Below are 24,655 nucleotides of genomic sequence, written 5' to 3'. Positions count from 1 at the left end.
CACCGAGCCACAGGGCGTGTCCCAATAGGGGCCTTGCCGAGTTCCAGGCGCCATCACGGTTCAGACCGCCCGAGCGGGCCGGTGCCATCCACCCAGCACGTCACCACGCGGGAGGCGAACCACCATGACGACCAGAGAGCGCAGCACCTCCTCCAGTACGGATCCTCCCGTGCGGAGAGAGGTCGTACTGGGCGTGGACACGCACGGTGAGGTGCACGTCGCCGCCGTGGTGTCCCCGCTGGGGAAGATCTTGGGCACCGAGTCCTTTCCGGCGACGGCGGCCGGCTACCGCCGGCTGCTCGTCTGGGCTCGCAAGCTGGGGACGGTGCGCCGGGCCGGTGTGGAGGGAACCGGCACCTTCGGAGCGGGCCTGTCCCGCTACCTGCTGGCTCAGCATGTCCAGGTGTACGAAGTGAACCGGCCCGACCGCACCGCTCGCCGTCTGCTCGGGAAGTCGGACCCGCTCGATGCGCAGGCTGCTGCGCGGGCCGTGCTCAGCGGTCGCGCCCGGGCCAGGGCCAAGACGGGCGACGGTCCGGTGCACAGCGCCCGGATGCTCAAGCTCGCTAAGGACTCCGCGGTCAAGGCCCGCACTCAGGCGATCAACCAGCTCAAGGCCGTCCTGGTCATAGCCGACCCCGCCCTGCGGGAGCGGTTGTCGAGCTTGGGCAATGCCGACTTGTTCCGCACCTGTGCGCGCCTCGGCCTACGTGACGGTGAGGGCGACGATGACGTGGTAGCCCAGGCCACCCACATGACGTTGCGCATGCTGGCCGAGCGCATCGAACAGCTCACCGGACAGATCGATGAGCTGAACCAACGCCTGACCCGGCTCGTCGAACATCACGCCCCACAGCTGCTCGTACCGGTGGGCATCGGCCCGGACAGCGCCGTCACGCTCCTGATCACCATGGGAGACAACCCCGAGCGACTGAACAACGATGCATCCTTTGCTGCCCTTTGCGGAGTCAGCCCCCTCGAGTATTCGTCTGGCCGGCGGAGCACGCGCCGGCTCAACTACGGCGGCGACCGGCAGGCGAACGCCGCCCTGCACCGCATCGTGTTCACCCGCCTGCGCCACGGCGCCCGCACCCAGGCGTACTACGAACGCCGCACCCAGGAGGGCAAGACCCGACGTGAGATCATCCGATGCCTCAAGCGATATGCCGCCCGGGAGGTATTCAACCTGGTCAGACCGGTCTCCCGCACCCCCGTGTTATAGGGGCGTCCGTGAGACGTGAGAAGGTCTGGGGCGTGAGTGAGACACCACCGAACACCCTGCAATACCGCTTTGACGGGCCAGAAGACGCTCCGGTCCTGATCTTGGGTCCCTCACTGGGTACCACATGGCACATGTGGGACCGCCAGGTGCCGGAGCTGACCAAGCAGTGGCGGGTCCTGCGGTTCGACCTGCCCGGTCACGGCGGGGCCCCCGCGCACCCGGCGGGGTCCGTCGCCGAGCTGGCCACCCGGCTGCTGGCGACGCTGGACTCGCTCGGCGTGCAGCGGTTCGGCTACGCGGGCTGTGCGCTCGGCGGTGCCGTCGGCATGGAGCTGGCCCTGCGCCGTCCCGAGCGGCTCGCCTCGCTGGCGCTGGTCGCGGCCTCGCCCCGGTTCGGGACCGCCGACGAGTTCCGGCAGCGCGGGGTGATCGTCCGTACCAACGGACTCGACCCGATCGCCCGTACCTCGCCCGACCGCTGGTTCACCGGCTCCTTCGCCGCGGCCCAGCCGGCGATCACCGAGTGGGCGGTGCAGATGGTCCGCACCACCGACCCGGGCTGCTACATCGCCGCCTGCGAGGCGCTCGCCTCCTTCGACGTCAGGGCCGAGCTCGGCCGGATCGGCGTGCCGACGCTCGTGCTCGTCGGCTCCGACGACCAGGTCACCGGGCCCGCCGAGGCCCGCACCCTGGTCGCCGGCATACCGGACGCCCGGCTCGCGGTCGTCCCCGGCGCCTCCCACCTGGTGCCGGTAGAGCAGCCGGCGGCCGTCACGGACCTGCTGGTGCACCACTTCTCCACCGCCTGGCAGCAGCCCTACGACACCGGCCAGACGCTGCTGCCGGCGGCCACGGCCGTCCCGCTCCCGGCCGTGCCGGCGCAGGCCGTGCCGGTCGCCGAGATAGCCCCGGCCGCCGTACCGGCACAGCGGGCCGGGCAGCCCGACCGGTACGAGGCCGGGCTGAAGATCCGCCGGGAGGTGCTCGGCGACGCGCACGTGGACCGGGCGCTGGCCGAGGCCGAAGGGTTCTCCGGGGAGTTCCAGGAGTTCGCCACCCGCTACGCCTGGGGCGAGATCTGGGACCGGCCGGGCCTGGACCGCCGTACCCGCAGCTGTATCACGCTGACCGCGCTGGTCGCGGGCGGCCATCTGGAGGAGCTGGCCGTGCACACCCGGGCCGCCCTGCGCAACGGGCTCACCCCGGACGAGATCAAGGAGGTGCTGCTGCAGGCGGCCGTGTACTGCGGGCTGCCGGCCGCGAACAGCGCGTTCCGGGTGGCGCGGCAGGTCGTCCAGGAGGAGACCACGCCCGCCGAGTGAGCGCCGGGGACGGTCGGCGCCGAACCCCGCCGAGTGAGTGCCGGGGACGGTCGGCGCCGAGCCCCGCCGGGTGAGCGCCGAGCCCCGCCGGGTGAAGCCGAGCCTCGCCGGGTGAAGCCGGGGTCCGCTGGGTGAACGCCGGGGTCCGCTGGGTGAAGCCGGGGTCCGCTGGGTGGACGCCGGGGTCCGCCGGGTGAGTGCCGGGTGAGCCCCGGGGCGCCGTGCACGGCAGGATGGTGTGACATGAAGCTCACGAAGAAGTCCCACGCCTGTGTCCGCCTCGACAAGGACGGGCGGACGCTCGTCATCGACCCCGGCGGGTTCAGCGAGGAGGACGCCGCGCTCGGGGCCGACGCCATCCTGATCACGCACGAGCACCCGGACCACTTCGACGAGTTCCGGCTCCGGGCCGCCATGGAGAACAACCCGGCGGCCCGGATCTGGACGCTGAAGTCCGTCGCCGAACGGATCACCTCGGCCTTCCCGGGCCGGGTGCACACCGTCGGCCACGGCGACACCTTCACCGCGGCCGGCTTCGACGTGCAGGTCCACGGTGAACTGCACGCGGTGATCCACCCGGACATCCCCCGGATCACCAACGTCGGCTACCTCATCGACGGCGGCAAGGTCTTCCACCCCGGCGACGCCCTCACCGTCCCCGCCCATCCGGTCCAGACGCTGATGCTTCCGGTGATGGCTCCCTGGAACAAGATCTCCGAGGTCATCGACTACGTCCGCGAGGTGCGGCCGCAGCGCGCCTACGACGTCCACGACGCCCTGCTCACCGACCTGGCCCGTCCGATCTACGACCGCCAGATCGGCGCCCTGGGCGGTACGGACCACCAGCGGCTGGCCCCGGGGGCGTCGGCGGAGGTCTGAGCCCGTTGTCAGAGGCTCCGGGTAGGTTGTGAGGCATGCGCATCGCTACCTGGAACGTGAACTCGATCACCGCCCGCCTGCCGAGGCTGCTGGCCTGGCTGGAGAGCAGCGGCACCGACGTGCTGTGCCTGCAGGAGGCCAAGGTCGCCGAGGAGCAGTTCCCGGTCGACCAGCTGCGCGAGCTGGGCTACGAGTCGGCGGTCCACGCCACCGGCCGGTGGAACGGCGTGGCGGTGCTCTCCCGGGTCGGCATCGAGGACGTCGTCAAGGGCCTGCCCGGCGACCCCGGCTTCGACGGCGTCACCGAGCCGCGCGCGATCTCGGCGACCTGCGGCCCGGTCCGCGTCTGGTCGGTGTACGTCCCCAACGGCCGCGAGGTGGAGCACCCGCACTACGCCTACAAGCTCCAGTGGTTCGAGGCCCTGAAGGCGGCCGTCGCCGGTGACGCGGGCGGCAGCCGCCCGTTCGCCGTCCTGGGCGACTACAACGTGGCGCCGACGGACGACGACGTCTACGACCCGGCCGTCTTCGAGGGCTCCACCCATGTCACCCCCGCCGAGAGAGCCGCCCTCGCCTCCCTGCGCGAGGCCGGACTGAACGATGTGGTGCCCCGCCCGCTGAAGTACGACCACCCGTTCACGTACTGGGACTACCGCCAGCTCTGCTTCCCCAAGAACCGAGGCATGCGCATCGACCTGGTGTACGGCAACGCCCCCTTCGCCAAGGCCGTCAAGGACGCGTACGTCGACCGCGAGGAGCGCAAGGGCAAGGGCGCCTCCGATCACGCGCCGGTGGTGGTCGACCTCGAGGTCTGATGCCACGCTGGTGCCATGAACCTTCCGTTCCTGGGCCACCGGCACGACAAGAGCGGTCACGCGGCGATTCCCTCCGACGCGGAGGGGATCGCCGCGCTGCTGTCCGAGTGCGAGCTGCTCCGCTCGCAGGCGGCCCGGGCGGGCATCCGTCTCGACGACACCCCGGCCTCCCTGGAGGCCCTGGACCAGCTCGTCCCGCGCTGGCGCGACGACGCCGAGACCCTGCCCCGGCTGGGCAACGACGCGGGACTGTATCTGGGCACGGTCGTGGTGCGCACCGTGCCCGGCGCCGCCTGGCTGATCCGCCCCGACGGCGAGCCGGTCGTCCGGCTGGCCTCCGGCCGTGAGGTCGAGGTCGCCGGCGCCGGGCAGGACTGGGCCGCGAGCGGCGTCCCCGAGCTGTCCCAGCTGTACGCGGAGATCGCCGAGACCTGAGCCTGAGTCCTCTTCCGTGCCTCTTCCCCATCTCTGCTGCGGCACGGGCCAGTTGGCGCACAGCACGGGGACGCCCCGTTGACCGGGGCGGAGTTCCTCCGTTCCCGGCGGCTCATCGCCGCCTGCCTCGACTAAGATGTGCCGTTCTGCATGCTGCGAGACCCCAGGGGGCGGCAGTTCACACGGGCCAGGCTCGTCCGGCGGCAGCCGGAGATCACTGCTCGCCGAGCGGGACGGACACGTACGACGGGTCGTCCGGGGGCGAGGAGAAGGTCAGCTGCGCGCCGGACGGGTTGTGCTCGATGTACAGCGGGTCGACCGTGTCGACCACCAGCGCGAGGCGGTGCCCGGCGGGAACGTCGTAGGCCGTGGAGAACAGGTCCAGGTCCACGTCGAACGGCTCGCCGGGTGTCCGCCCGTGCCAGGTGTACGGCGCGTTGGTGACCAGCTTGCCGATGCCGAGCGGCCCGACGTCGTACAGGTAGGCGACGAGGGTGCCGCTCTCCGCGGTCGGAGTGAGCGTGGTGTGCAGGGTGGCCGTGCCGCGCACCTTCTGGGTGCTGCCGTACCGCTCCGACTGCCAGACGGCCGCCCAGCGGCGCGGCAGCAGCGGGATGGCGGCCATGGGCGGCAGCTGGGCGACCTGGTCGAGGATGCTGGACAGGAAGACGACCCCGCCGTCCGCGCCGGAGTCGACGTTCGCGTGGATGGTGGTGGAGCCCGCCAGGGCGAGCTTCCTGCGCGTCGCCTCGATCGACTTCCAGTCCGGGTAGCCCTCGTATCCCCCCGCGCTACGGGACTTCAGCTGGACCGGCTGCTCATGGTCGATGCCGTTGTCGGCGCCCTTCAGATAGCGGTCGAGCCAGCGCACGGTGTCCGTCCAGACGTCGTTGGGCAGCCCGAACAGGCCCGTCAGCTCGGCGGTCGCGTGGTCGCCGGGGCGCAGCTCCAGGCGCTTGGGGACCGTCAGCTTCCGGTAGAAGTCGGCCTCCTGGTTCGCCGGGAAGATGGTGTCGCCCCAGGCGTTGGCGAGCATGACGGCCGCGCCGTTCTTGTTCAGCTGGTCGACATAGGTGGCGGGGGAGCGTTTCCGCCCCCAGTCGATCATCTCCTGTTCCTTGGACAGGTTGGAGGCGTAGAAGTTGTCGAAGATCTCGCGCAGTTCGGGGCTCTCCCGGCCGGTGAGGGTGGCCGAGCCGTCCAGCACGGCGGCCCCCTCGACGTGCTGGGTGCGGCCCGAGTAGATCGAGTCGATCAGGTCCGCCCAGCCGCTGAGCGCGGCCACGGCCTTGATGCGCTTGTCGTGCGCGGCGGCGAGCAGGCTGATCCCGGCGCCGTACGACACCCCGGCCATGCCCACGTGCCGCGGGTCGGCCGGGGTGTTGGCGAGGGCCCAGTCGATGACCTTGGAGGCGTCCGCTACGTCCGGCGGACCGGCCACTTCTATCTGTCCGCCGGACTGCCAGAAACCGCGCACGTTGTAGGTGAGCACCACATAGCCGGCGTCGGCGAGCTTCTGCGCCTGGGCGAGGTACTCCACCTGGGGCAGGCTCCAGCTCGTGGGCAGCACGACGAGGGGGTAGCGGTGCGAGCCGTCGGCGCCCGCGGGCGTGACGACGTTCCCCTTCAGTACGGTGCCGCCGTCGCCGGTGATGTCGACGAACCGGACGCCCGGGCCGGCGGCCTGGGCGGCGGGCGCCAGGCCGACGACGCTTCCGGCGATGAGCGCCGCCGAGACGGCTCCCGTGGCGGTGGTGCGCAGAATGGTGCGACCGTGTCCCATGGGTCACTCCTTCAACTGTTCGCATGCAAAGTGACCCGACGGTAACCGGACGCCCTTACCGCAAGTAACCCGTCGGTAAGTTACGTACCAGTAAAGTTTGTTGGACGGCTAGGCGGCCGGGTCGGCCGAGGCCGTCTCGGGCAGGGGAGTGCGCGCCGCCCGCGTCACGTCCGCCACCAGCTCGACCACATCCGGGCCGTACGCCTGCGAGTTGACCACCTTCAGCAGCAGCACGAAGGACCCCGTGCCGTACTTGCGGTGCAGCCGCTCGTGGTGGCGGGCGAGATAGCGGGTGGCGGCCTGGTTGGTGATGGCCCGCTGGCCGCAGAAGAGGAAGACCGGGCGGGCGTCCCGGCCCATGGTGAGCCGGGCGAGCAGCACGTACTCGCTCCGGCCCTTCTCCAGCCGGTAGTTCTCGCCGCCGATGCGGAAGGCGCCGCGGTCCGGACCGGGCTCGCCGTCGGTGTTCACCCGCACACCCGGCACCAGCGAGGCGAGATGGGCGGCCATCCGGCGGTTGGAGGCCGGGCCGCCGAGGCAGAACTCGGTGCGCTCGCCGAAGCCCTGCTGGGCGCCGTCGTGCGCGACGACCCGGGCGTTCGCGTGGCAGTCCTTGATCAGGGCCGAGAGCTCCAGCAGCGCGAACACGTCGTTCCGCGTCACCGTCAGTTCCGGCCCGCCCGCGTCACGGTTGACCACCAGCAGCGACTCGGAGTTGTCCGGCAGCCCGAAGAACGCCTGCTTGCGGCGCAGTTTGCGGCGCCACAGATACGTACGGGCGAGCCAGCCCAGCGAGGCCGATATCCCGGTCGCCACCAGGCCCAGGACGATGTTGCGCACGTCGTCGTTCATGGCCGCGCATGGTAGCGGTCCCGGGCTACTGCTACGTACCGGTGTTCGACACGTGACGGTCGTGTGGCAGGACACCCAGGCGTACTGTCGGTACTACGGCAATCTGGTTACGCTGCGCGGACTGTCCCGACGGGAGGTACGGATGGGTCGTCCTGGCACGCGGAGAATGGCGGTTCTGGCGGTCTCGGCCGCGCTGGTGTCGGTGGGGGCGGCGGCACCGCCCGCCGCGACAACGACCGGCACGCCCACCAAGGTTCCCGTGGCGGTGGGCTACGGCGGCGCGGTGGCCAGCGTCGACCCCGACGCCTCCGCCGCCGGCATCGAGGTGCTCAGACACGGCGGCAACGCGGTCGACGCGGCCGTCGCCACCGCCGCCGCGCTCGGCGTCACCGAGCCGTACTCCGCCGGCATCGGCGGCGGTGGTTACTTCGTCTACTACGACGCCAAGTCGCGCACGGTGCACACCATCGACGGCCGCGAGACGGCGCCGCTCAGCGCCGACTCCGACCTGTTCGTGGAGCACGGCAAGCCGCTCGCCTTCGCGGACGCCGTCAGCAGCGGCCTGAGCGTCGGCACCCCCGGCACGCCCGCGACCTGGCAGACCGCACTGGAGGCGTGGGGCAGCAGGCGGCTCGGCACGGTCCTGCGGCCGGCCGAGCGGATAGCCCGTGACGGCTTCACGGTGGACGACACCTTCCGCTCGCAGACCGCGTCCAACGAGACCCGGTTCCGCTACTTCCCGGACACCGCGAAGCTGTTCCTGCCGAACGGACAGCTGCCGGTCGTCGGCTCCACGTTCAAGAACCCCGAACTCGCCCGCACCTACGAGGAACTGGGCCGCAGGGGCATCGACGCCGTCTACCGCGGGGACATCGGCGACGACATCGTCAAGACGGTCGAACACCCGCCCGTGGACCCGGCCTCCGGCTGGAACGCCCGCCCCGGCAAGCTGGAGGAGAAGGACCTCGCCGTCTACCGGGCCAAGTTCCAGGCGCCCACCAGGACGTCGTACCGCGGCCTGAACGTGTACTCCATCGCGCCCTCCTCCTCGGGCGGCACCACGGTCGGCGAAGCCCTCAACATCCTGGAGAACACCGACCTGTCGAAGGCGAGCGAGACGCAGTACCTGCACCACTTCATCGAGGCGAGCCGGATCGCCTTCGCCGACCGCGGGCGCTGGGTCGGCGACCCCGCCTTCGAGGACGTACCGACGACGGAACTGCTGTCGCAGCGGTACGCCGACTCGCGGGCCTGCCTGATCAAGGACGACGCGGTCCTCACCAGCCCGCTCGCCCCCGGCGACCCGCGCCACCCGGCGGCCTGCGGCAAGGGCGGTACGGCGGCCCCGACGACGTACGAGGGCCAGAACACCACCCACCTGACCGTGGCCGACAAGTGGGGCAACGTCGTCTCCTACACGCTCACCATCGAGCAGACCGGCGGCAGCGGCATCACCGTGCCCGGCCGGGGCTTCCTGCTCAACAACGAGCTGACCGACTTCTCCTTCGCCCCCGCCAACCCGGCCGTGCACGACCCGAACCTGCCCGGCCCGGGCAAGCGGCCGCGCTCGTCGATCTCCCCGACGATCGTGCTGGACAGGAGCAACCGGCCGGTGGTGGCGCTCGGTTCGCCCGGCGGCGCGACCATCATCACCACCGTGCTGCAGACCCTCACCGAGTTCCTCGACCGTCATCTGCCGCTGGTCGACGCCATCGCCGCACCGCGCGCCAGCCAGCGCAACGCGGCCCAGACGGAACTCGAACCGGCCCTCTACAACAGCGACCTGAGGAAACAGCTGGAGGCCATCGGCCACTCCTTCAAGCTCAACCCCGAGATCGGCGCGGCGACCGGTGTGCAACGGCTGCCGGGCGGCAAGTGGCTGGCCGCCGCCGAGAAGGTACGACGCGGCGGCGGCTCGGCGATGGTGGTGGACCCGGCGCCGTAGTCGCCGGCCGCCGCGGCCTGCAGCTCCGGTGCTCTGCGCAGGCCGGCTCTGCGCAGGCCGGCGCGGCCTACAACTCCGGTGCGGGCGGCTGGGTTTCCTCGGTACGGAAGTCCAGCCGCCCGTCCGCGACACCCACCGTCACCCGGCTGCCCTCGGTGATCGTGCCGTTCAGCAGCAGCCGGGACAGCTGGTTGTCCACCTCCCGCTGAATGGTGCGGCGCAGCGGCCGGGCGCCGTACTCCGGCTGGTAGCCGCGCTCGGCGATCCAGTCGACGGCCGCGTCCGTGAACGTGACCGCGACGCCCTGCCCGTCCAGCAGCCGCCGGGTGCCCTCCAGCAACAGGTCGGTGATCTGCCGCAGTTGCTCGCTCGTCAGCTGCCGGAAGACCACGATCTCGTCGATGCGGTTGAGGAACTCCGGCCGGAAGTGCTCGCGCAGCGGCCGCAGGATCTGCTCGCGCCGCGCCTCCTCGTCCGCCTCCGCGCCGCCCGGCCCGAACCCGATCCCGGCACCGCGCCGGATGATCGCCTCGGAGCCGAGGTTGCTGGTCATCACGATCACCGTGTTGGTGAAGTCCACCGTCCGGCCCTGCGAGTCGGTCAGCCGGCCGTCGTCCAGGACCTGCAGCAGGATGTTGAAGACGTCCGGGTGGGCCTTCTCCACCTCGTCCAGCAGTAGCAGCGAGTACGGGTGCCGGCGTACGACCTCGGTGAGCTGGCCGGCCTCCTCGTGGCCGACGTACCCGGGCGGGGCGCCGACCAGCCGGGAGACGGTGTGCCGCTCCTGGTACTCGCTCATGTCGAGCCGGACCATGCGGTCCTCGCTGCCGAACAGCGCCTCCGCCAGCGCCCGGGCCAGCTCGGTCTTGCCGACGCCGGTCGGGCCGAGGAACAGGAAGCTGCCGATCGGCCGGTTCGGGCTCGCGAGGCCCGCCCGGGAGCGCAGCACGGCCTCGGAGACGACGGCGACCGCCTCCTCCTGGCCGACGACCCGCTGGTGCAGGTGTTCCTCCAGGCCGAGCAGCCGCTCCTTCTCCTCCTGGGTGAGCCGGCTGACCGGGATGCCGGTCTGCCGGGACACCACCTCGGCGATGGCCTCCGCCGTCACCTCCAGGTCCAGCCCCTCGTCGGCCTTGTCCTCGTGGCTCGCCTCGGCGATGCGCTGCTTCAGCTCGCCGATCCGGTCGCGCAGCTCCTTGGCCTTGTCGTAGTCCTCGCCCGCGACCGCCTGGTCCTTGTCGCAGACCAGCTGCTCCACCTCGCGCTCCAGCGCGCGCACGTCCGCGCCCTTCGTCCCGGCACCGAGCCGGACCCGCGCGCCCGCCTGGTCGATCAGGTCGATCGCCTTGTCCGGCAGCCGCCGGTCGGTGAGATACCGGTCCGACAGCTCCACGGCGGCCACCAGCGCCTCGTCGGTGTAGCGGACCTGGTGGTGGGCCTCGTACCGGTCGCGCAGCCCGCGCAGGATCTCGATCGTGTCCTCGGTCGTCGGCTCGGGCACCAGGATCGGCTGGAACCGGCGGGCCAGCGCCGCGTCCTTCTCGATCCGCCGGAACTCCTCCAGCGTGGTCGCGCCCACGATGTGCAGCTCGCCGCGCGCCAGGGCGGGCTTGAGGATGTTGCCCGCGTCCATGGAGCCGCCCTCGCCGCCGGAGCCCGCGCCCACGACGGTGTGCAGCTCGTCGAGGAACACGATCAGCTTGTCCGAGTGGGAGCGGATCTCCTCCACGATGGTGTTCAGGCGCTCCTCGAAGTCGCCCCGGTAGCGGGTGCCGGCGACGACGCCGGTCAGGTCCAGCGCCACGACCCGGCGGCCGGCCAGCACGTCCGGCACGTCCGAGTCGGCGATGCGCTCGGCGAGGCCCTCGACGATGGCCGTCTTGCCCACCCCCGCGTCCCCGATCAGCACCGGGTTGTTCTTGCCGCGCCGGGACAGTACCTCGATGGTCTGCTCGATCTCGGTGTCCCGGCCGATGACCGGGTCGATCCGGCCCTGCCGGGCCAGCTCGGTCAGGTCACGGCCGTACTTGTCGAGCGTGGGCGTGCCGGTGGCGCGCGGCCGCTCCATCCGGACCGGGGCGCTCTCCGGGGCCTCCGGCGGCATGGAGCCGGCCGAGAACCGGGCCGCGTGCAGGATGTGGCCCGCCGCCGAGTCCGGGTTCGCCGCCAGCGCGCTCAGGACGTGCTCCGGGCCGATGTACCCGGCGCCGCTGGCCCGCGCCAGGTCGTGCGCGTCCAGCAGGGCGCGTTTGACCGCCGGGGTGAGCGACAGCGACGTCGGCGGCGGCGCCTCGCCCGGCGGGTGCTGCGCCGGGCCGGCCCGGTCGTCGATCTCCGACGCGAGCGAGTCCGGGTCCGCGCCCGCGCTGCTCAGCAGGCTCCGGGTGGGCTCGGCCGCGACGGCGGCGCGCAGCAGGTGCTGGGTGTCCAGGTCCCGGCTGCCGTGCTCGACGGCGTACAAGGCGGCCCCTCTGACCAGCTCGCGGGCCGGCTGGCTGAGCAGCCGGCCGATGTCGATGTGGCGGGGCGTGCCGCGGGCCCCGCCCGATCCGCCGAAGAAGCGGGCCAGGAATTCACCGAAGGGGTCAGGAGGGTAGCCGTTGGTCATGGCGATGCGCTTCCTTCGCTGACGACTGGCTCCGCCGGGTAACCGGGTGGGGGCTGTTCATGCCCACGATGACACGAACCGTGGGGGGTGGCATTTTCGCCTACTGGGGTGGGGCTCGCTGTCCGTCCCGCGGCTGCGGGATGTCTGTGGTTGCTCGCGCAGTTCCCCGCGCCCCTTCAGGGCGCCTCCCGCGCCGTGAGGATCCGGGGACCCGAGTCCGTGATGGCCACCGTGTGCTCGACGTGGGCCGCGCGGGAGCCGTCGGCGGTGCGGAGGGTCCAGCCGTCGGCCGCTGCGTAGTAGGTGTCCTTGCCGCTGCTGATGAGCATGGGCTCGATGGCGAGGACCATGCCCGGGCGCAACGGCAGTCCCCGTCCCGGGCGGCCCTCGTTGGGGACGTCGGGGTCCTCGTGCATACGGCGGCCGATGCCGTGGCCGCCGAAGCCGTCGGGGATGCCGTAGCCGGCGCTGCGGCAGATCCGGCCGACGGCGTGGGCGATGTCGCCGATGCGGTTGCCGGGGACGGCCGCCGCGATGCCGGCCGCCAGTGCGAGCTCGGCCGTCTCGATCAGGCGCAGGTCCGCCGGGCGGGGGCGGCCCACCGCGAAGCTGATCGCCGAATCGCCGGCCCAGCCGTCCAGGGTGGCGCCGCAGTCGATCGAGACCAGGTCGCCGTCGCGGAGGCGGTGGGGGGTCGGGATGCCGTGCACGATCGCGTCGTTCACGGAGGCGCAGATCACGGCGGGAAAGGGGGTCGGGGCGAAGGACGGGCGGTAGCCGAGGAACGGCGACGAAGCCCCGGCCTCGCGCAGTACCTCCCGTGCCACCTCGTCCAGCTCCAGCAGGGAGACACCGACGCCGGCGGCGCTTCGTACGGCGGTCAGGGCCCGTGCGACGACCTGGCCGGCCGCGTGCATCGCGTCGATCGAAGTGTCCGTCTTCAGTTCCACCATGCCAATTACTATACCGGTATTTTAATGGGGGGCATGGTTGGGGGCGGTATTAGAATGGGCGCATGGTGCGCACCCCCCTGACCCCCGAAGAGCGCGAACGCGGCGAGCGGCTCGGACAGTTGCTGCGCGAGGCGCGCGGCGGGCGGAGCATGCCCGAGGTCGCCGCGCAGGCGGGCATCTCCGCCGAGACGCTGCGCAAGATCGAGACCGGCCGGGCGCCGACACCGGCGTTCTTCACCGTGGCCGCACTGGCCGGGGCCCTCGGGCTGTCGATGGACGAGCTGGTGGCGCGCTGTGCCCTCGTGCCCGTGTGAGGGGCCGGTCCGCGCAGTGGGCGTGAGTCCGCGATGAGGCGCCCGCACTCTGCCGGAAAACTCTGTGTAGCAGCGCCGTAACACGACTCGTGTTGCCTACCCACCGGAAGTGCCGGCGGTCGGGCGGGAGCTGAGCGATGGTCGTGGATCGACTCCCCGGGGGAGTGCGGGAGTTCGCGAGCTATCTGGACGGCCTGCTGGCGCGCCTGGACCAGGGCGCTGGGTGGAGCGGGGTCTTCTGGCAGCGCGACCCCGACGGCATGCGGGCCTGCCTGGACGGCCGCGAGGTGCCGCCCTGGGACGTGGTGGAGGCGCTGCTGGAGGACCTCGCCGCGGCGTACGGCTCCGCCGCCGCGGCCGCCGAGCGGGAACGGGCCCGCGCCCTGTACCGGGCCGCGCTCACGGCGTACGACGCCCGCCCCGGCGCGCGGGACGCTCTGCTCGACCGCCTCGACGTGATGCTCCGCGAACAGCGCTACGCCGCCGAACGGCATGCGGAACTGGCCCGCCTGCTGTCCGCCGGGCCCGTCCCCGAAGACGCCGACTCCCTCCGCCTCGACCTCGCCTGGGCCCAGGACGACCACGACCGCGCCACCGCGCGGTGCGCCGAACTCCGCTCCCGCTTGACGGAGCTGGACCGGCGGGCGGCGGTGCGGGCGCGCGGGGTGCGGCATCGGGGGGAGACCGGGCCGTCGTGGGCCGCGGGCGGCGGGGGCGCGGAGGGGGTTCCCGCGGAGGTGCCGCCCCGTTTCCGGCAGGCCGAGCGCGATGGCCGCGCGGGGGAGGGGGAGCGGCAGTGGCGGGTCAGGCGTTCGGGCGGGACGCGGCTCGGGGAGGAGTCCGGGCCGCCGTGGGACGAAGGCGAGGACCTGGAGGTACGGGGGCGCGGCGCGCCGGCGAAGGCCTCACCGCCCCTGCGGGACACCGGCCGCGATCACGCCCGGCGCCCGGCCGGGCCGGCGTACCGCTCGCTGGCCGAACCGGAGCCCTGGGCCGCCGGCTCCGTCCCCGGCGATGCGCGTATCGACCGCCCCTTCAGCCCGACCGACCACACCACGAGCCCCCTCGCACCAGGCCGAGACGCCCTGCCCGACGACAGCTCCGCTCCCGCCGAGACCACGAACCTGGCCGCACTGACGGACGACCCCACTCGCGCCCCGCACGCCGCGGTGCCCGGTCGGATCCCGGGTATGCCCGCGTCGCCCCAGACTCCGGACACCGAGGCATCCGTGTGGACTCCGCACCCCGCCGCCTCCGCCTCGGCCCCGCACGCCGACTCGTTCCCTCCTCAAGCCGCCGCGCCCTCTCCCGATGCCGGTCAGGCCGCGCAAACCTCGCTCCCCGCCCAGGCCGCCGCGCCCTCTCCCGGCGCGCGTCAGGACGGGCAACAGGCCCCGGCGTCCTCCCGCACCGTCCGCGCCCCGGAGTCCCCCCTCCCCACCCACGCCCCAGCGGCCCCCACCCTCGCTCCTCGCACCATCCCGGGCGAACCCCAAGCCGCCGCCCCGCTCCCCTCCTCCTCGGCCCCCGGTAAGCCGCGTAAGCGCCGGCGGGGCAGTGCGCGGTTCGCCGGGATGGTGGAGGAGGGGGCGGCGGCCGCTGTCGTGGTGCCGCCGGCGGCCCCCGCGGAGGTGCCCGAGGCGCCCGCGCGCCGTACGCCGCGTGGGGCGCGGTTCGCCGGGGCCGGGCAGGCGGCCGAGCCCGCGGCGGCGGCGCCCGTAGAGGTGGTGGACGCCGAGGCGGAGGTGGCCGTGGCCGGGGTCGTGGAGCGGCTCGGGCGGCTCCGGGCCGAGGGGCGCAGCGGGGAGGCGCATGTGCTGCTCGTCGAGGTCGTGCAGTGGCCTCCCGGGCGGTTCCCGGCGCTGGCCGACGCCTTGCACCGCGCCGGACTCGGCGCCGACTGGGCGACCCTGCTGTGGGAGACCGCCTCGCTGCCCGCGGAGCGGCTGGTCGCCGCCGCCGATGCGCTCACCGCCGCCGGACGGGAGGCCGACGGGCTCCAGTTGCTGCGCCAGGGCGTGGCCCGCCCGGCGGAGCAGATCGGCGCGGCCGTGCTGCGGCTGGAGGAGGAGGGGCGCCGGCGGGAGGCGGCGGCGCTGCTGGACGCCTGGGTGCGGGGGCGCACCGCGGAGGAGGCCGCCCGGAGCGTCGTACCGGATCCGCGCCGGCTCGTGCCCCTGCTGCTGCACGCCGCGCGGGCCGTGTCCGAGGAGCGCCACTGGGACCTCGTGCACGCGCTGCGGGTGGCCGGGCACACGACGTGACCGGCGGGCCGTCACCTCGTCCGGGTATGCTCCGTTTCACCCCTTCGAGCGTTCCCCTGGCTCACCCACAGGAGTAAGAAACGTGATCGACTCCGCGGGTTGACGACGATGGTCTTGGCAAGGGCCTCCCGGAGGCTTACTTTCGTCCCTCTACGGCCTGCTCTACGGGCGTAGAGGCTCTGACGGTCCCGTCGAAGGAGCAGCTCATGGCCAACGTCGTACGAGCCGCCCTGGTCCAGGCCACCTGGACCGGCGACACCGAGTCCATGGTGGCGAAACACGAGGAGCACGCCCGTGAGGCGGCCCGGCGGGGCGCCAGGGTCATCGGGTTCCAGGAGGTCTTCAACTCGCCCTACTTCTGCCAGGTCCAGGAACAGGAGCACTACCGCTGGGCCGAGCCGGTGCCCGACGGGCCGACCGTGCGGCGGATGCAGGACCTCGCGCGCGAGACCGGGATGGTCGTCGTGGTCCCCGTCTTCGAGGTCGAGCAGTCGGGGTTCTACTACAACACCGCCGCCGTGATCGACGCCGACGGGACCTACCTCGGCAAGTACCGCAAGCACCACATCCCGCAGGTCAAGGGCTTCTGGGAGAAGTACTACTTCAAGCCCGGAAATCTGGGCTGGCCCGTCTTCGACACCGCCGTGGGCAGGGTCGGCGTCTACATCTGCTACGACCGGCACTTCCCGGAGGGCTGGCGTCAACTCGGCCTCAACGGCGCCCAGTTGGTCTACAACCCGTCGGCCACGCACCGCGGGCTGTCCGCCTACCTGTGGCAGCTGGAGCAGCCGGCGGCGGCCGTCGCCAACGAGTACTTCGTCGCCGCCATCAACCGCGTCGGCCAGGAGGAGTACGGCGACAACGACTTCTACGGGACCAGTTACTTCGTCGACCCTCGCGGGCAGTTCGTCGGCGAGGTCGCGAGCGACAAGTCCGAGGAACTCCTCGTCCGTGACCTCGATTTCGACCTGATCGAGGAAGTGCGGCAGCAGTGGGCCTTCTACCGCGACCGCCGCCCCGACGCCTACGAAGGGCTGGTGCAGCCGTGAACGACCTCTACTCCCGCCACCGCCAGGTCATGCCCGACTGGCTCGCGCTCTACTACGACGAGCCGCTCGAGATCACCCACGGCGAGGGACGGCACGTCTGGGACTCCGCCGGCAACAAGTACCTGGACTTCTTCGGCGGCATCCTGACCACGATGACCGCGCACGCGCTGCCCGAGGTGACCAAGGCGGTCAGTGAGCAGGCCGGGCGGATCATCCACTCCTCGACCCTGTACCTGAACCGGCCGATGGTCGAACTCGCCGAGCGCATCGCCCAGATGAGCGGCATCCCGGACGCCCGGGTGTTCTTCACCACCTCCGGCACCGAGGCCAACGACACCGCCCTGCTGCTCGCGACCGCGTACCGGCGCAGCAACACGATCCTGGCGATGCGCAACAGCTACCACGGCCGCTCCTTCAGCACGGTCGGCATCACCGGCAACCGCGGCTGGTCGCCGACCTCGCTGTCCCCGCTGCAGACCCTGTACGTGCACGGCGGGGTGCGCACCCGGGGCCCGTTCGCCGAGCTGGACGACCGCGCGTTCATCGACGCGTGCGTCGCGGATCTCAAGGACATCCTCGGCCACACCCGCCCGCCCGCCGCGCTGATCGCCGAGCCCATCCAGGGCGTCGGCGGCTTCACCTCCCCGCCCGACGGGCTCTACGCCGCCTTCCGCGAGGTCCTGAAGGAGCACGGCATCCTGTGGATCGCCGACGAGGTGCAGACCGGCTGGGGCCGCACCGGCGACCACTTCTGGGGCTGGCAGGCGCACGCGCGGAGCGGCCCGCCGGACCTCGTCACCTTCGCCAAGGGCATCGGCAACGGCACCTCGATCGGCGGGGTGATCGCCCGCGCCGAGATCATGAACTGCCTGGACGCCAACAGCATCTCGACCTTCGGCGGCACCCAGCTCACCATGGCCGCCGGTCTCGCCAACCTCACCTACCTCCTCGAACACGACCTCCAGGGCAACGCCCGCCGGGTCGGCGGCCTGCTCATCGAGCGGCTGCGGGCCGTCGCCGCCCAGCTGCCGGGAGTCCGGGAGGTGCGCGGCCGCGGGCTGATGATCGGCGTCGAGCTGGTCAGGCCGGGCACCGACGAGGCCGACCCGCAGGCGGCCGCGGCCGTGCTGGAGGCGGCCCGCGAGGGCGGGCTGCTCATCGGCAAGGGCGGCGGCCACAACACCAGCGCCCTGCGCATCGCCCCGCCGCTGTCCCTCACGGTCGCCGAGGCCGAGGAGGGCGCGGCGATTCTGGACCGGGCGCTCAGGAGTACGTACTAGAGAACGGCGGTACGGCCATGACCACCACCTCGCAGACCCGGTACGCATGGGAACCCGCCCTCTCCGTGCGCCAGGTGCTCACCCTGGAGCGGGTGCTCGCCGGGGAACCCGAGGTGGTCGCCGGTGCCGCGCAGCTCGACCGGCCGGTGCGCTGGGTGCATGTCGCCGAGGCCGCCGACGTCGGCGTGATGCTCAGCGGCGGCGAGATGGTCCTCACCACCGGCGTCCTCCTGGCCGGCGACGAGGCCAAGCAGGCCGAGTACGTCCAGTCGCTGCACCGGGCGGAGGCCGCCGCCGTCGTCCTCGGCCTCGGGCGGGCCTTCCCGACGCCGCCCGAGGTGATGCGCCGGGCCGCCGAGCGGTGCGGGCTGCCGATGGTCGTCCTGCACCGGCCCTTCCCGTTCGCCGAGCTGACCGAGGAGGTCCAGTCCCGGCTGGTGCGGCGGAAGTTCGCCGCCGTCAGCCTCTCGGAGACCGTACGGACCGACCTCACCGCCCTGATCACCGCCGGTGCCCCGCTGCAGCGGCTGCTCGACGAGGTCGCCCGGCACAGCGGCTGCCCGGTCGTGGTCACCAACCTCGCCCACCGCGTCCTCGCCACGGCGGGGGAGCGGTCCGCGGTGGACGACGTGCTGCGCGACTGGGAGCGGATCGCCCGGCAGGCCTCGGCCCGCCCGGACGGCGGCTGGATCAGCGCCGAACTCGGCGGCCGCGGGGAGCGCTGGGGCCGGCTGCTGCTGTGCGGCTACCGGGGCGATGCGGCCACCGGGCGGCTGCTCGCCGACCGGGCCGCCGAGGCGCTGGTCCTGCACCGCATGCTCGGCGGCGGCTCCGCCCACTCCTGGGAGGAGGAGTCCGCGCAGAGCCTGCTCACCGACCTGGTCTCCGGAGTCGTACCGGCCGGCCGGCTGCTGCCCCGGGCGCGGGCGGCCGGGCTGCCGGTCAACCGGCGCACCTTCGTCCCGCTCGTCGTCCTCGGTCGCGCTCCGGACGAACTCGACCGCGTGCTGCGCCTGTTGGGGCTGTCCGGGCTGGTCGCCGAGCTCGCCGACGGCCGGGCCGCCGTGCTGCTCAGCCTCGCCCGCGACCAGGACGCCGAGGCCCTCACCGCCCACTTCGCGGCCCGGCTGCGCGCCGGATCACCGGCCGTGGTCGCGGCCAGCGAGCCCCGTACCGGCTGGGACGACGTCCCCGCCGGGCTGCGCGAGGCGAGGCACGTCGCCGACGCCGTCGCCGACTCCTCGGCCGCCCTCGACCTGCCGGCCGTGGTCCGCCTGAAGGACGTCCACCTGCGCGGGCTGATCCGGCTGCTGCGCGACGACCCGCAGGTGCAGTCCTTCGCCGAGCGGGAACTGGACGGGCTGCTGTGTGCGTCCGAACCAGAGCTGCTGAACGTCCTGCGGACCTATCTCGCGACCGGCCGCAACAAGTCCCGCACCGCCCAGCTCCACCATGTCTCCCGGCCCGCCCTCTACCGCCGCCTGGAGGCCATACAGACCCGCCTCGGCGTCGACCTGGACGACTTCGAACAGGCGGCCTCCGTGCACATCGCGCTCCTCGCGCACGACGCGCAACAGGGGTGAAACATGCGACGACCTGGGAAAACGGCGGTGAAACATGGGACTTGGCAGACGTGACACGGTGGCACGCCGGGCGCCCGCAGACGTGACACGCTGCCCGTCGAACGCCACTCGCGGGCTCTCTACGCTCACGGCACACCGAGCTACCGGAGGTCCCGATGAGCCGAGTGATCCGTGCCGCCCTGTTCCAGACCGCGTGGACCGGCGACAAGGAATCCATGATCCAGGTCCACGAGCAGGCGGCCCGCGACGCGGCCGCGCAGGGCGCCCAAGTCCTCTGCTTCCAGGAGCTGTTCTACGGCCCCTACTTCTGCCAGGTCCAGGACAAGGCCTTCTACGAGTACGCCGAACGGATCCCCGAGGGCCCGACCGTCCAGCGCTTCCAGTCCCTCGCCCGCGAGCTGGGCATCGTCCTCGTCCTGCCGATGTACGAGGAGGAACAGCCGGGCGTGCTGTACAACACCGCCGCCGTGATCGACGCGGATGGCTCCTACCTCGGCAAGTACCGCAAGACCCACATCCCCCAAGTGCGCGGGTTCTGGGAGAAGTTCTACTTCCGCCCGGGCAACAGCGGCTGGCCCGTCTTCGACACCGCCGTCGGCCGGATCGGCGTCTACATCTGCTACGACCGCCACTTCCCGGAGGGCTGGCGGGCCCTGGGCCTCGCCGGTGCCGAGATCGTCTTCAACCCCTCGGCCACCTCCCGCGGCCTGTCCCGCTACCTCTGGCAGCTGGAGCAGCCGGCGGCGGCCGTCGCCAACGAGTACTTCGTCGGCGCGATCAACCGGGTCGGCGTGGAGGACCTCGGCGACAACGACTTCTACGGCACGACCTACTTCGTGGACCCCGAGGCCCAGTTCGTCGGCGAGGTCGCGAGCGACAAGGAGACCGAACTCGTCGTACGCGACCTGGACCTGGCGAAACTCCGCGAGGTCCGCGACCGCTGGCAGTTCTACCGGGACCGGGCGCCGGGGGCGTACACGCCGCTGACCGCGCCCTGACCGTACGCCGTTCGACACAGGAGGCAGCATGAGCAGCCGTACAGTGATCCGCGGTGGTCTCGTCATCACCGCCTCGGACGAGATCCACGCCGACGTCCTGATCGAGGACGGCAGGGTCGCCGCCCTCGCGGCGTCCGGCACCCCCGCCGCCGCGACCTTCACCGCCGACCGGGTCATCGACGCGACCGGCAAGTACGTGATCCCGGGCGGTGTCGACGCGCACACCCACATGGAGCTGCCGTTCGGCGGCACCTTCGCCTCCGACACCTTCGAGACCGGCACCCGCGCCGCCGCCTGGGGCGGTACGACGACGATCGTCGACTTCGCGGTGCAGAGCGTCGGCCACACCCTGCGCGAGGGCCTGGACACCTGGCACGCCAAGGCCGAGGGCAACTGCGCGATCGACTACGCCTTCCACATGATCGTCTCCGATGTGAACGACGAGACGCTCAAGGAGATGGACCTCCTGATCGAGGAAGGGGTGACGAGCTTCAAGCAGTTCATGGCCTACCCGGGGGTCTTCTACTCCGACGACGGACAGATCCTGCGCGCCATGCAGCGCTCCGCCGAGAACGGCGGGCTGATCATGATGCACGCCGAGAACGGCATCGCCATCGACGTCCTGGTAGAGCAGGCCCTCGCCCGGGGCGAGACCGACCCGCGCTACCACGGCGAGGTCCGCAAGGCCCTGCTGGAGGCCGAGGCCACCCACCGCGCGATCCGGCTCGCCCAGGTCGCGGGCGCCCCGCTGTACGTCGTGCACGTGTCGGCCATGGAGGCGGTCGCCGAGCTGGCGCGGGCCCGGGACGAGGGGCTGAACGTGTTCGGCGAGACCTGTCCGCAGTATCTGTTCCTGTCCACCGACAACCTCGCCGAGCCGGACTTCGAGGGCGCGAAGTACGTGTGCAGCACTCCGCTGAGGCCCAGGGAGCACCAGGCCGCGCTCTGGAAGGGACTGCGCACCAACGACCTCCAGGTGGTCTCCACCGACCACTGCCCCTTCTGCTTCGCCGGCCAGAAGGAGCTGGGCCGCGGCGACTTCTCCAAGATCCCCAACGGCCTGCCGGGCGTGGAGAACCGTATGGACCTGCTCCACCAGGCCGTCGTCGACGGGCACATCTCCCGCCGCCGCTGGATCGAGATCGCCTGCGCCACCCCGGCCCGCATGTTCGGCCTGTACCCGAAGAAGGGCACCATCGCCCCGGGCGCCGACGCCGACATCGTGATCTACGACCCGCACGCCGAGCAGGTCATGTCCGCCGCGACCCACCACATGAACGTCGACTACTCGGCCTACGAGGGCAAGCGCACCACCGGCCGGGTCGAGACCGTGCTCTCCCGCGGCGAAGCCGTCATCAGCGAGCGGGAGTACACCGGGCACGCCGGACACGGCGCCTTCACCCCGCGCTCCACCTGTCAGTACCTCAACTAGGAGCAGCGCCCATGGACTTCGGACTCGTCCTGCAGACCGACCCGCCGGCCTCCCGTGTCATCAGCCTGATGAAACGGGCCGAGCGCAACGGGTTCACGTACGGCTGGACCTTCGACTCCGCCGTGCTCTGGCAGGAGCCGTTCGTGATCTACAGCCAGATCCTGGCCAACACCACGAAGCTGAAGGTCGGCCCGATGGTCACCAACCCGGGCACCCGCACCTGGGAGGTCACCGCCTCCACCTTCGCCACCCTCAACGACATGTTCGGCAACCGCACCGTCTGCGGCATCGGCCGCGGCGACTCCGCGATGCGGGTCGCGGGCCGCAAGCCCAACACCCTCGCGCGCATCAGCGAGGCGATGAAGGTCATCCGGGCGCTCGGCAGCGGCGAGGAGGCCGACCTCGGCGGCGGCACGGTCGTGAGGTTCCCGTGGATCAAGCCGGGCGCCCAACTCCCCGTATGGATGGCCGCGTACGGCCCGAAGGCGCTGAGGATGACCGGCGAGGAGGCGGACGGGTTCATCCTCCAGCTGTCCGACCTGTATCTGACCGAGTACATGGTGAAGGCCGTGAAGGACGCGGCGGCGGCCGCCGGACGGGACCCCGCCGAGGTCACCATCTGTGTGGCGGCCCCCGCCTACGTCACCGCCGACGACTCGCCCGAGGCCCTCGCGCACGCCCGGGAGCAGTGCCGCTGGTTCGGCGGCATGGTCGGCAACCACGTCGCCGACCTGGTCGCCAAGTACGGCGAACACTCCGCCCAGGTCCCCGAGGAACTCACCGACTACATCAAGGCCCGCGAAGGCTACGACTACTCCCACCACGGGCGCAGCGGCAACCCGGACACCCAGTTCGTGCCGGACGAGATCGTCGACCGGTTCTGCGTCATCGGGCCGGCCGAGAAGCACATCGAGAAACTGACCGCGCTCCGCGCGCTGGGCGTCGACCAGTTCGCGGTGTACGACATGCACGACGCGCAGGAGGCCACCATCGACGCGTACGGTGCCAAGGTCATCCCGGCCGTCAACGCCTGAACCCCTCCTCCGAGTCCACCCCCCACGCCCCTCCTGGTCTCCCCTCCCCACCTCCCCGGGGAGGGGGCCACCCTCCACGACGGGCGCGTGCAACTCGCTCCCCCGGCACTCCGCCGCCCAGCAGTCGCTGACGGCTCGTCGGTTGCTCGTCGCACTTCCGGGGACGAGTCGAGCTCCCCGGAGTCCGCATCGTCATATGAGTCCTGCGATACGAGGTGGTCCTGATGTCCTCCAGTGGAAGAACCCTGGCCGATCCGGCCGTCGCGCAGCAGGTGTATCCGGACGGCCGGGTGGCGTTGTCCGATCCGGCGGTGCTGGACGATTCGCGTTTCGCCAACGCGGACCTGGTGCCGGTCCCGATCGCGCGCCGGACTTGGGGGACTTACAACTATCTCGCCCTCTGGGTGGGAATGGCGCATTGCATTCCCTCATGGACGCTGGCTTCGGGGCTGGTGGCGCTGGGCATGGACTGGAAGCAGGCAGTGCTGACGATCGCGCTGGCGAACGTGATCGTGCTGGTGCCGATGCTGCTGACCGGTCACGCCGGCACCAAGTACGGAATCCCGTTCCCGGTGTTCGCGCGGGCGTCGTTCGGGGTGCGCGGGGCGAACCTGCCGGCGATGGTGCGGGCGGCGGTGGCGTGCTGCTGGTTCGGCATTCAGACGTGGATCGGTGGGGAGGGCATCTTCCTGCTGGCCGGCAAGCTGTTCGGCCACGGCTGGCTGCACGCCGGTTCGATCGGGGGCACGCCGTGGACCCAGTGGCTGTCGTTCGGGGCGTTCTGGCTCGTCGAGGTCGCCATCATCACCCGCGGCATGGAGACGTTGCGCAGGGTGGAGAACTGGGCGGCGCCGCTGGTGATCGTCGGTGCCCTGGTGCTGCTGGCGGTCATGGCCGACAAGGCGGGCGGCTTCGGCCCGCTGCTGGACCAGCCCTCCGCCCTGGGCTGGGGGAGCGGGTTCTGGAAGGTGTTCTTCCCCTCTCTGATGGGCATGATCGGCTTCTGGTCCACGCTGTCGCTGAACATCCCCGACTTCACACGGTTCGGCGGCAGCCAGCGCGCCCAGCTGTGGGGTCAGGCCCTGGGCCTGCCGACCACGATGACGCTGTTCGCGATCCTGTCGGTGTTGGTGACGTCCGGCTCCCAGGCCGTCTACGGGGCGCCGATCTGGGATCCGATCGCACTGAGCGCGAAGATGAGCAACGCCGTCGGCGCCTTGTTCGCGTTGCTGATCGTGATGGTGGCGACCCTGTCGGTGAACATCGCCGCCAATGTCGTCTCCCCGGCGTACGACCTGTCGCACCTGCTGCCGCGCCTGGTCAGCTTCCGTACCGGCGCGCTGATAACCGGCGTGGTCGGCATCCTGATCATGCCGTGGAAGCTGATCGCCAACCCGCACGTGTACATCTTCACCTGGCTCGGCTTCGTCGGCGGCCTGCTCGGCACGGTGGCCGGCATCCTCGTGGCCGATTACTGGATCGTGCGTCGTACCCGCCTGGCGCTGGGGGAGTTGTACCAGCCCGACGGCAGCTATTGGTACACCGGCGGCTGGAACCTGCGCGCGGTGGCCGCCTTCGTGATCGGCGGCGTCCTGGCCGTCGGCGGCTCGTACTCGACCGTGGTCAAGGGCGTCAAGCAGGGCCCCTTCCCCGCGGACGGCATCATCCCGCTCCTCAAGCCCCTGGCCGATTACGGCTGGGCCGTCGGCCTGGCCTCCGCCCTGCTGGTCTACACCCTGCTCAGCCTCAGCCGCAGGCAGGACCAGGACAGCTGAACCACGGACCGGCCGCCGAGCGCTCCTGGGCGAATGCGTGGAGTGCCTGGCGGCCGGTTCACGTACCGACACGCTTGAGAAGCAGCGCCTCACCACCCGCGGCCCGACCGAC

The 24,655-nt window shown here is 71.8% G+C and carries 19 protein-coding genes; 15 read left to right on the top strand and 4 right to left on the bottom strand.

The window, feature by feature from the left end; translation table 11 throughout:
- Positions 1 to 124 precede the first annotated feature (124 nt).
- The 5 genes from ABB07_RS06920 to ABB07_RS06900 all read left to right on the top strand — a co-directional run bounded on the left by ABB07_RS06920 (position 125) and on the right by ABB07_RS06900 (position 4,673).
- Positions 125 to 1,222 (top strand): IS110 family RNA-guided transposase, encoded by a 1,098-nt coding sequence (locus ABB07_RS06920; protein WP_425264688.1) that lies wholly within the window; start codon positions 125 to 127, stop codon positions 1,220 to 1,222.
- A gap of 32 nt (positions 1,223 to 1,254) precedes the next feature.
- Positions 1,255 to 2,544, top strand: coding sequence for a bifunctional 3-oxoadipate enol-lactonase/4-carboxymuconolactone decarboxylase PcaDC (gene pcaDC, locus ABB07_RS06915; protein WP_208897874.1), 1,290 nt, complete (start codon positions 1,255 to 1,257; stop codon positions 2,542 to 2,544).
- Positions 2,545 to 2,787: 243 nt separating this feature from the next.
- The gene (locus ABB07_RS06910) at positions 2,788 to 3,423 is read left to right on the top strand and encodes an MBL fold metallo-hydrolase (RefSeq protein WP_208897873.1); all 636 of its coding nucleotides are present in this window, start codon (positions 2,788 to 2,790) and stop codon (positions 3,421 to 3,423) included.
- A gap of 35 nt (positions 3,424 to 3,458) precedes the next feature.
- Entirely contained in the window at positions 3,459 to 4,238 is a 780-nt protein-coding gene (locus ABB07_RS06905; protein ID WP_208897872.1) for an exodeoxyribonuclease III, read from the top strand.
- 15 nt (positions 4,239 to 4,253) lie between these two features.
- Positions 4,254 to 4,673, top strand: a complete 420-nt coding sequence (locus tag ABB07_RS06900) for a DUF6278 family protein (protein ID WP_208897871.1) — start codon at positions 4,254 to 4,256, stop codon at positions 4,671 to 4,673.
- A 214-nt stretch (positions 4,674 to 4,887) separates the two neighbouring features.
- Here ABB07_RS06900 and ABB07_RS06895 read toward each other — a convergent pair whose 3' ends face one another.
- Together ABB07_RS06895 and ABB07_RS06890 are read right to left on the bottom strand one after the other, a co-directional pair.
- On the bottom strand, positions 4,888 to 6,456 hold the full coding sequence (locus ABB07_RS06895; protein WP_208897870.1) for an alpha/beta fold hydrolase: 1,569 nt from the start codon (positions 6,454 to 6,456) through the stop codon (positions 4,888 to 4,890).
- 108 nt (positions 6,457 to 6,564) lie between these two features.
- The gene (locus tag ABB07_RS06890) at positions 6,565 to 7,308 is read right to left on the bottom strand and encodes a hypothetical protein (RefSeq protein WP_208897869.1); all 744 of its coding nucleotides are present in this window, start codon (positions 7,306 to 7,308) and stop codon (positions 6,565 to 6,567) included.
- A 142-nt stretch (positions 7,309 to 7,450) separates the two neighbouring features.
- Between ABB07_RS06890 and ggt the strand changes: the two genes are divergently transcribed.
- The gene (gene ggt / locus ABB07_RS06885) at positions 7,451 to 9,253 is read left to right on the top strand and encodes a gamma-glutamyltransferase (RefSeq protein WP_208897868.1); all 1,803 of its coding nucleotides are present in this window, start codon (positions 7,451 to 7,453) and stop codon (positions 9,251 to 9,253) included.
- Between the two features lie 67 nt (positions 9,254 to 9,320).
- Here ggt and ABB07_RS06880 read toward each other — a convergent pair whose 3' ends face one another.
- Together ABB07_RS06880 and map are read right to left on the bottom strand one after the other, a co-directional pair.
- Positions 9,321 to 11,861, bottom strand: coding sequence for an ATP-dependent Clp protease ATP-binding subunit (locus ABB07_RS06880; RefSeq protein WP_208897867.1), 2,541 nt, complete (start codon positions 11,859 to 11,861; stop codon positions 9,321 to 9,323).
- Between the two features lie 176 nt (positions 11,862 to 12,037).
- Positions 12,038 to 12,814: a type I methionyl aminopeptidase gene (gene map, locus ABB07_RS06875; protein WP_208897866.1), complete on the bottom strand. Its 777-nt coding sequence runs from the start codon at positions 12,812 to 12,814 to the stop codon at positions 12,038 to 12,040.
- A gap of 62 nt (positions 12,815 to 12,876) precedes the next feature.
- Here map and ABB07_RS06870 point away from each other — a divergent pair, with 62 nt between their 5' ends.
- From ABB07_RS06870 to ABB07_RS06830, 9 genes are all read left to right on the top strand, one after another.
- A complete protein-coding gene (locus ABB07_RS06870) occupies positions 12,877 to 13,128 on the top strand; it encodes a helix-turn-helix domain-containing protein (protein ID WP_208897865.1) in 252 nt (83 codons plus the stop codon).
- Between the two features lie 137 nt (positions 13,129 to 13,265).
- Complete coding sequence (locus tag ABB07_RS06865) at positions 13,266 to 15,392, top strand: hypothetical protein (RefSeq protein WP_208897864.1); 2,127 nt, start codon at positions 13,266 to 13,268, stop codon at positions 15,390 to 15,392.
- A 206-nt stretch (positions 15,393 to 15,598) separates the two neighbouring features.
- The gene (locus ABB07_RS06860) at positions 15,599 to 16,441 is read left to right on the top strand and encodes a nitrilase-related carbon-nitrogen hydrolase (protein ID WP_208897863.1); all 843 of its coding nucleotides are present in this window, start codon (positions 15,599 to 15,601) and stop codon (positions 16,439 to 16,441) included.
- Positions 16,438 to 17,721: an aspartate aminotransferase family protein gene (locus tag ABB07_RS06855; RefSeq protein WP_208897862.1), complete on the top strand. Its 1,284-nt coding sequence runs from the start codon at positions 16,438 to 16,440 to the stop codon at positions 17,719 to 17,721. The genes ABB07_RS06860 and ABB07_RS06855 overlap by 4 nt, the downstream gene beginning before the upstream one ends.
- A gap of 17 nt (positions 17,722 to 17,738) precedes the next feature.
- On the top strand, positions 17,739 to 19,304 hold the full coding sequence (locus ABB07_RS06850) for a PucR family transcriptional regulator (RefSeq protein WP_208897861.1): 1,566 nt from the start codon (positions 17,739 to 17,741) through the stop codon (positions 19,302 to 19,304).
- Between the two features lie 155 nt (positions 19,305 to 19,459).
- Positions 19,460 to 20,302 carry a nitrilase-related carbon-nitrogen hydrolase gene (locus ABB07_RS06845; RefSeq protein ID WP_208897860.1) on the top strand — a complete coding sequence of 281 codons (843 nt, stop codon included), beginning with the start codon at positions 19,460 to 19,462 and terminating at the stop codon, positions 20,300 to 20,302.
- Between the two features lie 28 nt (positions 20,303 to 20,330).
- Complete coding sequence (gene hydA / locus ABB07_RS06840) at positions 20,331 to 21,734, top strand: dihydropyrimidinase (protein ID WP_208897859.1); 1,404 nt, start codon at positions 20,331 to 20,333, stop codon at positions 21,732 to 21,734.
- Positions 21,735 to 21,745: 11 nt separating this feature from the next.
- Positions 21,746 to 22,768: a TIGR03842 family LLM class F420-dependent oxidoreductase gene (locus ABB07_RS06835; RefSeq protein ID WP_208897858.1), complete on the top strand. Its 1,023-nt coding sequence runs from the start codon at positions 21,746 to 21,748 to the stop codon at positions 22,766 to 22,768.
- 224 nt (positions 22,769 to 22,992) lie between these two features.
- Positions 22,993 to 24,543 (top strand): NCS1 family nucleobase:cation symporter-1, encoded by a 1,551-nt coding sequence (locus tag ABB07_RS06830; RefSeq protein ID WP_208897857.1) that lies wholly within the window; start codon positions 22,993 to 22,995, stop codon positions 24,541 to 24,543.
- Positions 24,544 to 24,655 lie beyond the last annotated feature (112 nt).

Origin of the sequence: Streptomyces incarnatus (assembly GCF_001027185.1) — a bacterium.
Classification (GTDB): domain Bacteria; phylum Actinomycetota; class Actinomycetes; order Streptomycetales; family Streptomycetaceae; genus Streptomyces; species Streptomyces puniciscabiei.
The sequence above is the reverse complement of the archived record's forward strand: the minus strand, read 5'-3'. Positions and strand labels throughout refer to the sequence as shown.

Bases quoted from the DNA above. Each gene is read 5' to 3' on its own strand.
- ABB07_RS06920 (WP_425264688.1), top strand. From the start codon at position 125: ATGACGACCAGAGAGCGCAGCACCTCCTCCAGTACGGATCCTCCCGTG.
- ABB07_RS06910 (WP_208897873.1), top strand. From the start codon at position 2,788: ATGAAGCTCACGAAGAAGTCCCACGCCTGTGTCCGCCTCGACAAGGAC.
- ABB07_RS06905 (WP_208897872.1), top strand. From the start codon at position 3,459: ATGCGCATCGCTACCTGGAACGTGAACTCGATCACCGCCCGCCTGCCG.
- ABB07_RS06900 (WP_208897871.1), top strand. From the start codon at position 4,254: ATGAACCTTCCGTTCCTGGGCCACCGGCACGACAAGAGCGGTCACGCG.
- ABB07_RS06895 (WP_208897870.1), bottom strand. From the start codon at position 6,456: ATGGGACACGGTCGCACCATTCTGCGCACCACCGCCACGGGAGCCGTC.
- ABB07_RS06890 (WP_208897869.1), bottom strand. From the start codon at position 7,308: ATGAACGACGACGTGCGCAACATCGTCCTGGGCCTGGTGGCGACCGGG.
- ggt (WP_208897868.1), top strand. From the start codon at position 7,451: ATGGGTCGTCCTGGCACGCGGAGAATGGCGGTTCTGGCGGTCTCGGCC.
- ABB07_RS06880 (WP_208897867.1), bottom strand. From the start codon at position 11,861: ATGACCAACGGCTACCCTCCTGACCCCTTCGGTGAATTCCTGGCCCGC.
- map (WP_208897866.1), bottom strand. From the start codon at position 12,814: ATGGTGGAACTGAAGACGGACACTTCGATCGACGCGATGCACGCGGCC.
- ABB07_RS06870 (WP_208897865.1), top strand. From the start codon at position 12,877: ATGGTGCGCACCCCCCTGACCCCCGAAGAGCGCGAACGCGGCGAGCGG.
- ABB07_RS06865 (WP_208897864.1), top strand. From the start codon at position 13,266: ATGGTCGTGGATCGACTCCCCGGGGGAGTGCGGGAGTTCGCGAGCTAT.
- ABB07_RS06860 (WP_208897863.1), top strand. From the start codon at position 15,599: ATGGCCAACGTCGTACGAGCCGCCCTGGTCCAGGCCACCTGGACCGGC.
- ABB07_RS06850 (WP_208897861.1), top strand. From the start codon at position 17,739: ATGACCACCACCTCGCAGACCCGGTACGCATGGGAACCCGCCCTCTCC.
- ABB07_RS06845 (WP_208897860.1), top strand. From the start codon at position 19,460: ATGAGCCGAGTGATCCGTGCCGCCCTGTTCCAGACCGCGTGGACCGGC.
- hydA (WP_208897859.1), top strand. From the start codon at position 20,331: ATGAGCAGCCGTACAGTGATCCGCGGTGGTCTCGTCATCACCGCCTCG.
- ABB07_RS06835 (WP_208897858.1), top strand. From the start codon at position 21,746: ATGGACTTCGGACTCGTCCTGCAGACCGACCCGCCGGCCTCCCGTGTC.
- ABB07_RS06830 (WP_208897857.1), top strand. From the start codon at position 22,993: ATGTCCTCCAGTGGAAGAACCCTGGCCGATCCGGCCGTCGCGCAGCAG.